This is a genomic window from Mesorhizobium sp. M0306, from assembly GCF_040321655.1.
Classification (GTDB): domain Bacteria; phylum Pseudomonadota; class Alphaproteobacteria; order Rhizobiales; family Rhizobiaceae; genus Mesorhizobium.
Genome location: NZ_JAMYRY010000054.1, coordinates 1 through 15,034 on the forward strand (window position 1 = coordinate 1; position 15,034 = coordinate 15,034).

10 protein-coding genes are annotated in these 15,034 nt (G+C 62.1%); 8 read left to right on the plus strand and 2 right to left on the minus strand.

From position 1 onward, the window contains the following. Positions 1–336: 336 nt before the first annotated feature. The 4 genes from rpoB (at position 337) to NKI95_RS32905 (ending at position 9,972) form a co-directional block, all read left to right on the plus strand. Complete coding sequence (gene rpoB / locus NKI95_RS32890) at positions 337–4,473, plus strand: DNA-directed RNA polymerase subunit beta (RefSeq protein ID WP_292662592.1); 4,137 nt, start codon at positions 337–339, stop codon at positions 4,471–4,473. A 139-nt stretch (positions 4,474–4,612) separates the two neighbouring features. Then, positions 4,613–8,809: a DNA-directed RNA polymerase subunit beta' gene (rpoC, locus tag NKI95_RS32895; protein ID WP_352722006.1), complete on the plus strand. Its 4,197-nt coding sequence runs from the start codon at positions 4,613–4,615 to the stop codon at positions 8,807–8,809. Between the two features lie 87 nt (positions 8,810–8,896). Continuing rightward, positions 8,897–9,562 (plus strand): O-methyltransferase, encoded by a 666-nt coding sequence (locus NKI95_RS32900; protein WP_352722008.1) that lies wholly within the window; start codon positions 8,897–8,899, stop codon positions 9,560–9,562. A 38-nt stretch (positions 9,563–9,600) separates the two neighbouring features. Further along, positions 9,601–9,972 carry a hypothetical protein gene (locus NKI95_RS32905; protein WP_352722009.1) on the plus strand — a complete coding sequence of 124 codons (372 nt, stop codon included), beginning with the start codon at positions 9,601–9,603 and terminating at the stop codon, positions 9,970–9,972. Positions 9,973–10,008: 36 nt separating this feature from the next. Here NKI95_RS32905 and NKI95_RS32910 read toward each other — a convergent pair whose 3' ends face one another. Further along, positions 10,009–10,938, minus strand: a complete 930-nt coding sequence (locus NKI95_RS32910) for a Gfo/Idh/MocA family protein (RefSeq protein WP_352722010.1) — start codon at positions 10,936–10,938, stop codon at positions 10,009–10,011. 124 nt (positions 10,939–11,062) lie between these two features. Then, entirely contained in the window at positions 11,063–11,344 is a 282-nt protein-coding gene (locus tag NKI95_RS32915; RefSeq protein WP_254817147.1) for a transcriptional regulator, read from the minus strand. Positions 11,345–11,806: 462 nt separating this feature from the next. Here NKI95_RS32915 and rpsL point away from each other — a divergent pair, with 462 nt between their 5' ends. The 4 genes from rpsL to NKI95_RS32935 all read left to right on the plus strand — a co-directional run. After that, on the plus strand, positions 11,807–12,178 hold the full coding sequence (gene rpsL, locus NKI95_RS32920) for a 30S ribosomal protein S12 (RefSeq protein WP_006333356.1): 372 nt from the start codon (positions 11,807–11,809) through the stop codon (positions 12,176–12,178). Between the two features lie 85 nt (positions 12,179–12,263). Then, on the plus strand, positions 12,264–12,734 hold the full coding sequence (rpsG, locus tag NKI95_RS32925; protein ID WP_008875664.1) for a 30S ribosomal protein S7: 471 nt from the start codon (positions 12,264–12,266) through the stop codon (positions 12,732–12,734). Between the two features lie 30 nt (positions 12,735–12,764). Next, positions 12,765–14,855 (plus strand): elongation factor G, encoded by a 2,091-nt coding sequence (gene fusA / locus NKI95_RS32930; RefSeq protein ID WP_254817148.1) that lies wholly within the window; start codon positions 12,765–12,767, stop codon positions 14,853–14,855. A 67-nt stretch (positions 14,856–14,922) separates the two neighbouring features. Then, a partial coding sequence (locus tag NKI95_RS32935) for a GTP-binding protein (protein ID WP_156465080.1) occupies positions 14,923–15,034 on the plus strand: 112 nt, incomplete at its 3' end.

Here is a 15,034-nt window from a genome sequence, read left to right on the forward strand (position 1 = left end):
ACTGTTGCTCGGCCTAGGAGTTAGCCGCCGGCGACATGTTTTTATTATTTTCTGTGGGCGCCGCGGGGTGCGGGGGGGGCCCCGCCCGCCACTCCTTTCGCGTCGAAGGGAGGCTGCGTAACGCGAAGAGTGCGAAAACCTCTTTCCTGAGGGCCGCAAACCGGCCTTCAGGAAACGGGTTTTCTCCCGTTTCTGGCCCACCGCCAATTGGCGGCGGGTGAAGAGACAAGAAGCCGCCGACAGGCGGCGGGCAACAAGACAGGGCCACCAAGGTGGCCCGAGATGCAAGGCGAGCCGCGGCGAGGTTCGTCCCGAGAATTGAGCTAAGGAGCGACGATGGCCCAGACCCAGACTTTCAATGGCCGCAGACGCGTACGCAAGTTTTTCGGAAAGATCCCGGAAGTTGCGGAGATGCCGAACCTGATCGAGGTTCAGAAGGCATCCTATGACCAGTTCCTGATGGTGGAGGAGCCCAAGGGTGGGCGTCCTGACGAGGGGCTGCAGGCAGTTTTCAAGTCGGTCTTCCCGATTTCAGATTTTTCCGGCTCCTCGATGCTGGAATTCGTGAAATATGAGTTCGAGGGACCGAAATTCGACGTTGACGAATGCCGTCAGCGCGACCTGACCTATGCGGCGCCGCTCAAGGTGACGCTGCGCCTCATCGTGTTCGATATCGACGAGGATACCGGCGCGAAGTCGATCAAGGACATCAAGGAGCAGGACGTCTACATGGGCGACATGCCGCTCATGACGTTGAACGGCACCTTCATCGTCAACGGCACCGAGCGCGTCATCGTCTCGCAGATGCACCGTTCGCCAGGCGTCTTCTTCGACCATGACAAGGGCAAGTCGCACTCGTCCGGCAAGCTTCTGTTTGCCGCGCGGGTCATTCCCTATCGCGGTTCGTGGCTCGACATCGAGTTCGATAGCAAGGACGTCGTGCATGCCCGCATCGATCGCCGCCGCAAGATTCCGGTGACGTCGCTGCTGATGGCGCTCGGCATGGACGGCGAAGAGATCCTGTCGACCTTCTACAACAAGATCATCTACAAGCGCGCCGGCGACCACTGGCGCATCCCGTTCAACGTCGAGCGTTTCCGCGGCCTCAAGGCCGTTGGTGACCTGGTCGATGCCGACACCGGCGAAGTCGTCGTCGAGGCCGGCAAGAAGATCACCGCCCGCCAGGCCAGGGCGCTTGGCGAGAAGGGTCTCAAGGCGATCAAGGCGACCGACGAGGATCTGCTCGGCAACTATCTTGCCGAGGATATCGTCAACTACGCGACCGGCGAGATCTTCCTCGAAGCCGGCGACGAGATCGACGAAAAGACGCTGAAAGTGCTGCTCGGCACCGGCGAGGACGAGATCAAGGTCCTCGACATCGACCACGTCAATGTCGGCGCGTATATCCGCAACACGCTCAACGTCGACAAGAACGAGAGCCGCCAGGACGCATTGTTCGATATCTACCGCGTGATGCGCCCCGGCGAGCCGCCGACGCTCGAAACCGCCGAAGCCATGTTCAACTCGCTGTTCTTCGACAGCGAGCGCTATGATCTGTCGGCCGTCGGCCGCGTCAAGATGAACATGCGCCTCGAGCTCAAGGCCGAGGATACCGTGCGTGTGCTGCGCAAGGACGACATCCTGGCCGTGGTCAAGACGCTGGTCGAACTGCGCGACGGCAAGGGCGAAATCGACGATATCGACAATCTCGGCAATCGCCGCGTGCGCTCGGTTGGCGAGCTGATGGAGAACCAATACCGCGTCGGCCTGCTGCGTATGGAGCGCGCGATCAAGGAACGCATGTCCTCGATCGAGATCGACACGGTGATGCCGCAGGACCTGATCAACGCCAAGCCGGCAGCCGCCGCCGTGCGCGAGTTCTTCGGTTCCTCGCAGCTGTCGCAGTTCATGGATCAGACCAACCCGTTGTCGGAGATCACCCACAAGCGCCGTCTTTCGGCGCTTGGACCGGGCGGTCTGACCCGCGAGCGTGCCGGTTTCGAAGTGCGCGACGTGCACCCGACGCATTACGGCCGCATCTGCCCGATCGAGACGCCGGAAGGCCCGAATATCGGCCTGATCAACTCGCTTGCGACCTTCGCGCGCGTCAACAAATACGGCTTCATCGAGAGCCCGTACCGCAAGATCGTCAACGGCAAGCTGACCAATGAGGTCGTTTACCTCTCGGCAATGGAAGAGGCCAAGCACCACGTCGCGCAGGCTAATGCCGAGCTCGACAAGAATGGTCATTTCGTCGACGAATTCGTCATTTGCCGTAACGCCGGCGAAGTGATGATGGCGCCGCGCGAAAACGTCGATCTGATGGACGTGTCGCCGAAGCAGATGGTGTCGGTGGCCGCGGCCCTGATCCCGTTCCTCGAGAACGACGACGCCAACCGTGCGCTGATGGGCTCGAACATGCAGCGTCAGGCCGTGCCGCTGGTGCGCGCCGAAGCGCCGTTCGTCGGCACCGGCATGGAGCCGATCGTCGCCCGTGACTCGGGCGCCGCCATCGGCGCCCGCCGCGGCGGCATCGTCGACCAGGTGGACGCGACGCGTATCGTCATCCGCGCCACGGAAGATCTCGATCCCGGCAAGTCCGGCGTCGACATCTACCGGCTGATGAAGTTCCAGCGTTCGAACCAGAACACCTGCATCAACCAGCGTCCGCTGGTGCGCATGGGCGACCGGGTCAACAAGGGCGACATCATTGCCGACGGCCCGTCGACCGAGCTCGGCGATCTGGCCCTCGGCCGCAACGTGCTGGTCGCGTTCATGCCGTGGAACGGCTACAACTACGAGGATTCCATCCTCTTGTCCGAGCGCATCGTCGCCGACGACGTCTTCACCTCGATCCACATCGAGGAGTTCGAAGTCATGGCCCGCGACACCAAGCTCGGCCCGGAGGAGATCACGCGCGACATCCCGAACGTCTCGGAAGAAGCGCTGAAGAACCTCGATGAGGCCGGCATCGTCTACATCGGTGCGGAAGTGCAGCCGGGCGACATCCTGGTCGGCAAGATCACGCCGAAGGGCGAAAGCCCGATGACGCCGGAAGAAAAGCTGCTGCGCGCCATCTTCGGTGAAAAGGCCTCGGACGTGCGCGACACCTCGATGCGCATGCCTCCGGGAACCTTCGGCACCGTCGTCGAAGTGCGTGTCTTCAACCGCCACGGCGTCGAGAAGGACGAGCGCGCCATGGCGATCGAGCGTGAGGAGATCGAACGCCTCGCCAAGGACCGCGACGACGAGCAGGCGATCCTGGACCGCAACGTCTATTCGCGTCTTTCCGACGTTCTCGTCGGCAAGGAAGCGATTGCCGGGCCGAAGGGCTTCAAGAAGGGCTCGAAGCTGTCGAAGGACACGCTCGACGAGTATCCGCGTTCGCAGTGGTGGCAGTTTGCCGTGGAGAACGAAAAGCTCCAGAGCGAACTGGAAGCCCTGCGTGGCCAGTACGACGATTCCAAGAAGGCGCTCGAGCAGCGCTTCATGGACAAGGTCGAGAAGGTGCAGCGCGGCGACGAAATGCCTCCGGGCGTCATGAAGATGGTCAAGGTCTTCGTGGCCGTGAAGCGCAAGATGCAGCCCGGCGACAAGATGGCCGGCCGGCACGGCAACAAGGGTGTCGTGTCGCGGATCGTTCCGGTCGAGGACATGCCTTTCCTCGAGGACGGCACGCATGCCGATATCGTGCTCAACCCGCTGGGTGTGCCGTCGCGCATGAATGTCGGCCAGATCCTGGAAACGCATCTGGGCTGGGCCTGCGCCGGAATGGGCAGGAAGATCGGCGATCTGATCGACGCGTACAAGACGGCGGGCGACATCAAGCCGCTGCGCAAGACGCTCGAGAGCTTCATGCCGGCCAACGACCGCAACGAGCCGGTCCGCGAATACGACGACGAGAGCATCGTTCGCCTCAGCGAGCAGATGCGCCGCGGCGTCTCAATCGCGACACCGGTGTTCGACGGCGCGCACGAGGCCGACATCAACATCATGCTGGAGCAGGCGGGCCTGCATACCAGCGGTCAGTCGCAGCTCTATGACGGACGCACCGGCGAACCGTTCGATCGCAAAGTGACGATGGGCTACATATATATGCTCAAGCTTCACCACCTTGTGGACGACAAGATCCACGCGCGTTCGATCGGTCCGTACTCGCTCGTTACCCAGCAGCCGCTGGGCGGCAAGGCGCAGTTCGGTGGCCAGCGCTTCGGCGAGATGGAGGTCTGGGCGCTCGAAGCGTACGGCGCCGCCTACACGCTGCAGGAGATGCTGACGGTGAAGTCGGACGACGTCGCCGGCCGCACCAAGGTCTACGAGGCGATCGTCAGGGGCGACGACACCTTCGAGGCCGGCATCCCCGAGAGCTTCAACGTTCTCGTCAAGGAAATGCGGTCTCTCGGCCTCAATGTCGAGCTGGAGAACACCAAGCTCGACGACAACCCGATCCGGCTGCCCGACGCGGCCGAATAAGCAAGACGCTCGGTCGCGGGAGAGGGCTCTCGCGACCGGGGCGCACCCAAATTCTTCGGCCGATGGCCGATCAAGTCGGCGGGCGTTTGGCCCGCGCTAGATGCAAGGGGTTTTCGAGGACCCCGAAAAGGAGAACGGCATGAACCAAGAGGTCATGAATCTCTTCAACCCCCAGGCGCCCGCGCAGGTGTTCGATTCCATCCGGATCTCGCTTGCCAGCCCTGAGAAGATTCTGTCCTGGTCGTTCGGCGAGATCAAGAAGCCGGAGACCATCAACTACCGCACCTTCAAGCCGGAGCGTGACGGCCTGTTCTGCGCGCGCATTTTTGGTCCGATCAAGGACTATGAGTGCCTGTGCGGCAAGTACAAGCGCATGAAGTACAAGGGCGTCATCTGCGAGAAGTGCGGCGTCGAAGTCACGCTGTCGCGCGTCCGCCGCGAGCGCATGGGCCATATCGAGCTGGCAGCACCGGTCGCCCACATCTGGTTCCTGAAGTCGCTGCCGTCGCGCATCGGCACGCTGCTCGACATGACGCTGAAGGACATCGAGCGGGTTCTCTACTTCGAGAACTACATCGTCACCGAACCCGGCCTCACCGCGCTGAAGGAGCACCAGCTGCTCAGCGAGGAAGAGTACATGATGGCCGTCGACGAGTATGGCGAGGATTCGTTCACCGCCATGATCGGCGCCGAGGCGATCCACGACCTTCTGGCCGGCATGGACCTCGAGAAGATCGCCGGCGATTTGCGTTCGGAGCTGGCTTCGACCACCTCCGAGATCAAGCAGAAGAAGTACCTGAAGCGGCTCAAGGTCGTCGAGAACTTCATGGAATCCGGCAACCGTCCGGAATGGATGATCATGAAGGTGGTTCCGGTGATCCCGCCGGACCTGCGTCCGCTTGTCCCGCTGGACGGCGGCCGTTTCGCCACGTCGGATCTGAACGACCTCTATCGCCGCGTCATCAACCGTAACAACCGCTTGAAGCGGCTGATCGAGCTGCGCGCGCCCGGCATCATCGTGCGTAATGAAAAGCGCATGCTGCAGGAAGCCGTCGATGCGCTGTTCGACAACGGCCGTCGCGGCCGCGTCATCACCGGCGCCAACAAGCGTCCGCTGAAGTCGCTGTCCGACATGCTGAAGGGCAAGCAGGGCCGGTTCCGTCAGAACCTGCTCGGCAAGCGCGTCGACTATTCCGGCCGCTCGGTCATCGTCACCGGTCCGGAGCTCAAGCTGCACCAGTGCGGCCTGCCGAAGAAGATGGCGCTCGAACTGTTCAAGCCCTTCATCTACGCCCGTCTCGACGCCAAGGGCTACTCCTCGACCGTCAAGCAGGCGAAGAAGCTGGTCGAGAAGGAGCGTCCGGAGGTCTGGGATATCCTCGACGAGGTCATCCGCGAGCATCCGGTGCTTTTGAACCGCGCACCGACGCTGCACCGCCTCGGTATCCAGGCGTTCGAGCCGATCCTGATCGAAGGCAAGGCGATCCAGCTTCACCCGCTGGTCTGCACGGCCTTCAACGCCGACTTCGACGGCGACCAGATGGCGGTCCACGTGCCGCTGTCGCTGGAAGCGCAGCTCGAAGCCCGCGTGCTGATGATGTCGACCAACAACATCCTGCACCCGGCTTCCGGCGCGCCGATCATCGTGCCGTCGCAGGACATGGTTCTCGGTCTCTACTATCTCTCGATCGTCAACCAGAACGAGCCGGGCGAGGGCATGGTGTTTGCCGACATGGGCGAGCTCCAGCACGCGCTGGAGACCAAGGCGGTGACGCTGCACGCCAAGATCAAGGGACGCTTCCGCACGGTCGACGCCGACGGCAAGGTCGTGTCGAAGATCTACGACACCACGCCTGGCCGCATGATTATTGGCGAGCTTCTGCCGAAGAACCACAACGTGCCCTACGAGACCGCCAACCAGGAGATGACCAAGAAGAACATCTCCAAGATGATTGACACCGTCTACCGCCATTGCGGTCAGAAGGAGACGGTCATTTTCTGCGATCGCATCATGGCTCTCGGCTTCAGCCACGCCTGCCGTGCCGGCATTTCGTTCGGCAAGGACGACATGCTGATCCCGGACGCCAAGATCAAGCTGGTGTCCGACACCGAGGCTTTGGCCAAGGAGTACGAGCAGCAGTACAATGACGGCCTGATCACGCAGGGCGAGAAGTACAACAAGGTCGTCGACGCCTGGGCTAAGTGCTCGGAAAAGGTCGCCGACGAAATGATGGCCCGCATCAAGGCGGTCGAGTTCGAGGACAACGGCCGTCAGAAGCCGATGAACTCGATCTACATGATGTCGCACTCCGGTGCGCGCGGCTCGCCCACCCAGATGCGCCAGCTCGCCGGCATGCGCGGCCTGATGGCCAAGCCTAGCGGTGAAATCATCGAGACGCCGATCATCTCGAACTTCAAGGAAGGCCTCACCGTGCTCGAGTACTTCAACTCGACCCACGGCGCCCGCAAGGGTCTGGCCGACACCGCCTTGAAGACGGCGAACTCGGGTTACCTGACGCGTCGTCTCGTCGACGTGGCGCAGGACTGCATCGTCAACTCACTCGACTGCGGCACCGACAAGGGCCTCACCATGCAGCCGATCGTCGATGCCGGTCAGGTCGTCGCCTCGGTTGGCCAGCGCGTTCTCGGCCGCACCTCGCTCGACGACATCACCCACCCGGTCACCGGCGAGGTTCTGGTCAAGGCCGGAACGCTGATGGACGAGCGTGACGTGGAACAGATCGAAAAGGCCGGCGTGCAGTCGGTCCGCATCCGTTCGGCGCTGACCTGCGAGGTCAGGGTCGGCGTCTGCGCGGTCTGCTACGGACGCGATCTGGCCCGCGGCACGCCCGTCAACCAGGGCGAGGCTGTCGGCGTCATCGCGGCGCAGTCGATCGGCGAGCCGGGCACCCAGCTCACCATGCGTACCTTCCACATGGGCGGCACGGCGCAGGTGGTGGATTCCTCGTTCCTTGAAGCCTCGTACGAGGGCAAGGTCGAGATCCGCAACCGCAACGTGGTGCGCAACTCCGACGGCCAGCTGATGGTCATGGGCCGCAACATGGCGGTGCTGATCCTCGACGAAGCCGGCAAGGAACGCGCCACGCACCGCGTCACCTACGGTTCGCGCATCTTCGTCGACGATGGCGACAAGGTGAAGCGCGGCCAGCGTATCGCCGAGTGGGATCCTTATACCCGCCCGATCCTCACCGAAATCGAGGGCAGGGTGGCATTCGAGGATCTGGTCGATGGCATTTCCGTTCAGGAAACCGCCGACGAATCGACCGGCATCACCAAGCGCGAGGTCATCGACTGGCGTTCGACGCCACGCGGCAACGACCTCAAGCCGGCGATCGTCGTCCAGGATGCCAAGGGCAAGGTCGGCAAGCTGTCGAAGGGCGGCGACGCCCGCTTCCTGCTCTCGGTCGAGGCCATTCTTTCGGTCGAGCCGGGCGCACAGGTTCGCCCCGGCGACGTGCTGGCGCGTATTCCGATGGAAAGCGCCAAGACCAAGGACATCACCGGCGGTCTGCCGCGTGTGGCCGAACTGTTCGAGGCACGCCGTCCGAAGGATCACGCTATCATCGCCGAGATCGATGGCACGATCCGCTTCGGCCGCGACTACAAGAACAAGCGCCGTATCATCATCGAGCCGCATGACTCGACGCTTGAGCCGGTCGAATACCTGATCCCGAAGGGCAAGCCGTTCCATCTCCAGGACGGCGACGTCATCGAGAAGGGCGACTATATCCTCGACGGCAATCCGGCGCCGCACGACATCCTGGCGATCAAGGGCGTGGAGGCGCTTGCCTCCTACCTCGTCAACGAAATCCAGGAGGTCTACCGCCTGCAGGGCGTGTCGATCAACGACAAGCACATCGAGGTGATCGTTCGCCAGATGCTGCAGAAGGTCGAGATCACCACGCAGGGCGATTCGACCTACATTCCGGGCGACCACGTCGACGTGATCGAGCTGGAAGAGGTCAATGAGCGCCTGGTCGAGGAAGGCAAGAAGCCGGCCGAAGGCCAGCCGGTGCTGCTTGGCATCACCAAAGCCTCGCTGCAGACGCCGTCCTTCATCTCGGCCGCCTCCTTCCAGGAGACGACGAGGGTGCTGACCGAAGCTGCGGTTGCCGGCAAGACCGACATGCTGCAGGGGCTGAAGGAAAACGTCATCGTCGGCCGGCTGATCCCGGCCGGTACCGGCGGTACGATGAGCCAGATCCGGCGCATCGCCACCTCGCGCGACGAGTTGATCATCGACGAGCGCCGCAAGGCGTCCGGCGTCGAGGTCGCCGAGCCGATGCTGACCGACATGGCTTCCGCCGCACAGTAAGCGCGCAAGAAAGATGAAGATAGAAAAGGGGCCCAAGTGGCCCCTTTTCGCATTTTGGCTCTCCCAATCGGATCGGAGAAGAAAACGATGAGCAGGAAGACCTGGGCTTCTGTCGACGACTATATTGTCGAGGCTCTTTTCGAGGCGGATGCTGCCCTCGATGCCGTTCTGGCGGCCAACCATGATCAGGGCCTGCCGCCGATCGACGTTTCGCCGGCACAGGGCAAGCTGCTGTCACTTCTTGCGCGAATGCAGGGAGCGAAGAAGGTACTCGAAATCGGCACGTTGGGCGGCTACTCGACAATCTGGATGGCGCGAGCGTTGCCCGTGGACGGCAAGGTCGTGACGCTCGAGCTTGATCCGCACCACGCCAGCGTCGCGCGGTCGAATTTTGAACGTGCAGGGGTGTCGGACCGGGTGGAACTGCGGGTCGGACCGGCGCTTCAATCGCTTGAGGCGTTAGGCGCCGAGAATGCCGGGCCGTTCGACTTCATCTTCATCGACGCCGACAAGCCGAACAACCCGCACTATCTGTCCTGGGCGATGCGTCTTTCGAGGCCGGGGACCGTCATCGTCTGCGACAATGTCATCCGTGACGGCGCGGTGGTGAATGAAGATGGCCGCGACGCCAATGTCGAAGGGGCACGCGCGGCGTTCTCGTTCATCGGCAGCGACAAGCGTCTGGAAGGCACCGCGATCCAGACTGTTGGCGCCAAGGGCTATGACGGCTTTGCAATAGCGATCGTCGACTGAAGCTGCTACCGGCGGCGGGCTTTTGAAGGAATGGTCAATTGAACGAGGCAACCATCTGGGAATTGATCAACGCTGGCCGAGATCGCATGAGCTTTGGGCAGCGAAGACTTTGGGAGCTGATCAAGATCGATCCAGAAGAATGGCTGCATCACTCTCCTGCTGGGAGTGATCATCGCATCTGGGTCGTAGGTTTGATCGGCCGGAGCGTGATTTCGTACAATGACATTGAAGGCGGGTTCGACCGTTCAAATTTCATGCGATATGGAGAAATCACCGAGCTTGGCTGGGGGCAGGCCGATCTCGAGGTGGTGGTTCAAGATGTCATGAGCGAACTTGAACAAGGACACCGGACGGCTCCCGTTGCTTCTGCGCCTCGTCCGGGAGAATTCCCGGACCGCAAGCCAAGATGATCCGGAACTTTCAAGGTCGCCCTACCGGCGTCAGTGTCAATCGAAAAACGCATCGACCATATTGCGCTTGCCCAACATGAAGGCATCGGCGACGTGCTGCAGTGGCGCGAGGTCGACGTCGGAGGTGCCGGCGCGCACGATCTCGGCGAATCGCTTGTAGAGCATCGGGTACTCTGCTTCCGGCTCCTCGTGAACGACGCGGCCATCGACAGCCAGCTTTGAGCCGCCGCCAGAAAGTACCATCGATCCGGCCTCGGTATCGGCCAGAATGTCCCAGCTTTGCGGGCCGGTCTGGCGCCAGTCGAGTTCCATCGTCACCGGCAGACCGTTCAAAGTGCGGAAGGCGATATGGGCGGCGATCGGGGCTGCGCGGTTTTCGGGGAAATCGAGCACTGCCGAACTGATGAACATCGGCGGCAGGATGTGGGTGGCGATCGACAGCGCGTTGATGCCGGGATCGAACACGCCAAAGCCGCCGGGAGCCCAGATCCATTCCTGATTCGGATGCCAGCGGCGCACGTCTTCCTTCCAGTTGATGGCGACCGACCTGATCGTGGTCGAGCCGAGGAATGTACGCGCAGCTTCGACAGCCGGCGCATAGCGTGAATGCCAGCTGGCGAACAGGCAGACGCCGTTCGCTGCCGCCAGCGCCTTCAGGTCTTCGACCTCGCTGACCGTGGCGCCGGGCGGCTTTTCCAGGAAGACATGCTTTTTCGCCACCAGCGCCGTGCGTGCGGCGTCATAGCGAAACTGCGGCGGCATGCACAGCGACACCGCCTCGAGCTCCGGCATCGCGTCGAGCATCGCTTCGATCGTCGGAAAATTCGGGATGTCTTCGACTTTGCCGTGGCGGCTCGCTGCGGCGACCAGGCGATAATCCTGGTCCTTCGCCAAGGCCGGCAGGTGCTGGTCGCGGACGATCTTCCCCACACCGACGATGCCGAGCTTGATGGGATTAGAGGACATGGGAGCTCCGCAGGTTGAGTGTGCTTGGTTTTGCCAGAGGTCGCTTCTTAGCAGAGAACTTGTGCCGGGCAAGTCGCCGGGCTTTTGTCGCCGGCTCGTGAGATCGACCGCGATTCAGATCTCTTCAGATAGGCACATCGAACGTTACGATCGACACTTCGCCCTCGAGCGCGCCCTGATATGCGGACAGATGCGGCTCCTCGTCGGGCACGCCGTCCAGGTCGCCGATCTGATCGAGCTCGGCCTCGGCATAACCTTCCGCGGCAAGCGATTCGAGAGCGCGGCGCACCGCCGAATCGTCGTCCGGCGCGACCAGCATCACATGCACGCCTTCCGGCTTGCCGCCTTTGCGCTTCCACACCCGGCCGGTAATAATGGTGACCGGGCGCTCCTCATTGTCATTCACGGGTTCGTACCTCCGGGCGAGGGGGTTTTGGCTATTCATGCCGCCTTTTCGCACGAAGTACGGCCCGGAAACAGCCGCAAGCCGGTCACATTCTGCCTTCCTCTTGAAAAACGCCGCAAGAAAATTACATGCGTTTTTCGCATGGCTGCCAAGCCTCGGGTTCAGCGCAATATTTGCCGCTCCGGGGTTGACGGACGGTGACCATACGAGTAGAAGCCGCCCAGTCAGAACCGATGTGAGGCTCTTGCTTCCGAAGCGACACGCTTTGGAGTTTGCCTCAAACAGGGTTCGTTTTACGAGCGAAAAGACATTTCCGGCGTGCATGAAGCGGCTTCCGCTTCCTCTGCCATTTGTTCGGGCAAGACCGCGAGGCGCGGTTTGTGGCCCGAATTTGCGTATGGAAATGACGCTTTGAGCGGCCCTGACCGGGCAAGACACGGAATTGAGAGACAAGAGGGTTTAATGCCTACCGTCAACCAGCTGATCCGCAAACCGCGCATTGCGCCGGTGAAGCGCAACAAGGTCCCGGCCATGCAGCAGAACCCGCAGAAGCGGGGCGTCTGCACGCGCGTCTACACCACGACGCCGAAGAAGCCGAACTCGGCGCTGCGCAAGGTGGCCAAGATCCGCCTGACCAATGGTTTTGAAGTGATCGGTTACATCCCCGGCGAAGGCCACAACCTTCAGGAGCACTCGGTGGTGATGATCCGCGGCGGTCGCGTCAAGGATCTTCCGGGCGTCCGTTACCACATCATCCGCGGCGTGCTCGACACGCAAGGCGTGAAGAACCGCAAGCAGCGCCGTTCGAAATACGGCGCCAAGCGTCCGAAGTGACCGAAGCGTAGCCGAGGTCGTTCCGGGCGGCGTCAAGCGACGATCCGGGATCCAGGCCACCGCGTAGAATTGAGGCAGAGAAAAAATGTCCCGTCGTCACAGTGCAGAAAAGCGTGAGATCAATCCGGACCCGAAGTTCGGCGATCTGATCGTCACCAAGTTCATGAACGCCGTCATGTATGACGGCAAGAAGTCGGTTGCCGAGACCATCGTCTACGGCGCGCTCGACCAGGTCCAGTCCAAGACCAAGCAGGAGCCGGTCACCGTCTTCCATCAGGCGCTCGACAATGTAGCGCCGCATGTGGAAGTGCGTTCGCGCCGCGTCGGCGGCGCCACCTACCAGGTTCCGGTCGACGTGCGCCCCGAGCGCCGTCAGGCATTGGCCATCCGCTGGCTGATAGCCGCCGCCCGCAACCGCAACGAGACCACCATGGTCGACCGCCTCTCCGGCGAGCTGATGGACGCGGCCAACAACCGCGGCACCGCCGTCAAGAAGCGTGAAGACACCCACAAGATGGCAGAAGCCAACCGCGCTTTCGCGCACTACCGCTGGTAAAGCGCGAACGAGACTGAAGAGGCACCTCCCATGGCCCGCGAATATAAAATCGAAGACTACCGCAATTTCGGTATCATGGCGCATATCGACGCCGGCAAGACGACGACCACCGAGCGCGTCCTCTATTACACGGGCAAGTCGCACAAGATCGGCGAAGTCCACGACGGCGCTGCGACCATGGATTGGATGGAGCAGGAGCAGGAGCGCGGCATCACCATCACGTCGGCCGCCACCACGACCTTCTGGAAGGGTCGCGACGGCAAGATGTATCGCTTCAACATCATCGACACCCCCGGCCACGTCGACTTCACCATCGAGGTCGAGCGTTCGCTGCGCGTGCTCGACGGCGCCATCGCGCTGCTCGATGCCAATGCCGGTGTCGAGCCGCAGACGGAGACCGTCTGGCGCCAGGCCGACAAGTATCGCGTGCCGCGCATGATCTTCTGCAACAAGATGGACAAGATCGGCGCCGACTTTTACCGCTCGGTCGAGATGATCGGTTCGCGCCTCGGTGCGCATGCCGTCGTCATGCAGCTGCCGATCGGCGCCGAGACCGAGTTCAAGGGTGTCGTCGACCTCGTCGAGATGAACGCGCTGGTCTGGCGCGACGAGACGCTGGGCGCAGCCTGGGACATCGTCGAGATCCCTGCCGACCTCAAGGCCCGTGCCGAAGAATACCGCGAGAAGATGATCGAGGCCGCCGTCGAAATGGACGAGACGGCGCTCGAGAATTACCTCGAAGGCAAGATGCCGAGCAACGACGAGATCCGTGCGCTCATTCGCAAGGGCACGATCGCGGTGAAGTTCTATCCGATGTTCTGCGGCTCGGCCTTCAAGAACAAGGGCGTGCAGCCGCTGCTCGACGCCGTCGTCGAATATCTGCCGTCGCCGGCCGATGTCCCGGCCATCAAGGGCGTCGACGCCAAGACCGACGCCGAGATCGAGCGTCATGCCGACGACAACGAGCCGCTGTCGATGCTTGCCTTCAAGATCATGAACGACCCGTTCGTCGGTTCGCTCACCTTTGCCCGCATCTATTCGGGCAAGCTCACCAAGGGCATCTCGGTCGACAACACCGTGAAGGGCAAGAAAGAGCGCATCGGCCGCATGTTGCAGATGCATGCTAATTCGCGCGCCGACGTCGAAGAGGCTTTTGCCGGCGACATCGTCGCCCTCGCTGGTCTCAAGGACACCACCACCGGCGACACGCTCAGTGATCCGCTGCATCCGGTCATCCTCGAGCGCATGGAATTCCCCGATCCGGTTATCCAGATCGCCATCGAGCCGAAGACCAAGAACGACCAGGAAAAGATGGGCCTCGCCCTTCACCGCCTGGCCGCCGAGGATCCGTCCTTCCGCGTCAAGACCGACGAGGAAAGCGGCCAGACGATCATCTCCGGCATGGGCGAACTTCACCTCGACATCATCGTCGACCGCATGCGCCGCGAGTTCAAGGTCGAGGCCAATGTCGGCGCGCCGCAGGTGGCCTATCGCGAGACGATCACCCGCAAGCACGAGCAGGACTACACGCACAAGAAGCAGACCGGCGGTACCGGCCAGTTCGCCCGCGTCAAGATCCTGTTCGAGCCGAATCCGGAAAGCAGCGAATTCGAGTTCGAAACCAAGATCGTCGGCGGCGCTGTGCCGAAGGAATACATCCCCGGCGTCGAAAAGGGCATCAACAGCGTCATGACCTCGGGCCCGTTCGCCGGCTTCCCGATGATCGGCGTCAAGGCGACGCTGATCGATGGCGCCTACCACGACGTGGACTCGTCGGTTCTGGCCTTCGAAATCGCCGGCCGCGCCTGCTTCCGTGAAGCAGCCCCCAAGCTTGGCGTGCAGTTGCTCGAGCCGATCATGAAGGTCGAAGTGGTGACGCCGGAAGATTACGTCGGCAGCGTTATCGGCGACCTGAACGGCCGTCGCGGCCAGATCCAGGGCCAGGAAGCCCGTGGCGTCGCGGTGGTGATCAACGCGATGGTGCCGCTCGCCAACATGTTCAAATACGTGGACAACCTTCGCTCGATGAGCCAGGGCCGCGCGGCCTACACGATGCAGTTCGACCATTACGAACCGGTCCCGACCGCGGTCGCCCAGGAAGTCCAGAAGAAATACGCGTAACTCGAAACGAGTTGCACCAGTAACTTAATTCAAGGCCCGCACGGGCTGGCAGGAATGGAGAGATCACATGGCAAAAGGTAAATTCGAGCGCACAAAGCCTCATGTGAACATTGGCACGATTGGTCACGTCGACCATGGCAAGACGTCGCTGACGGCGGCGATCACCAAGTATTTTGGCG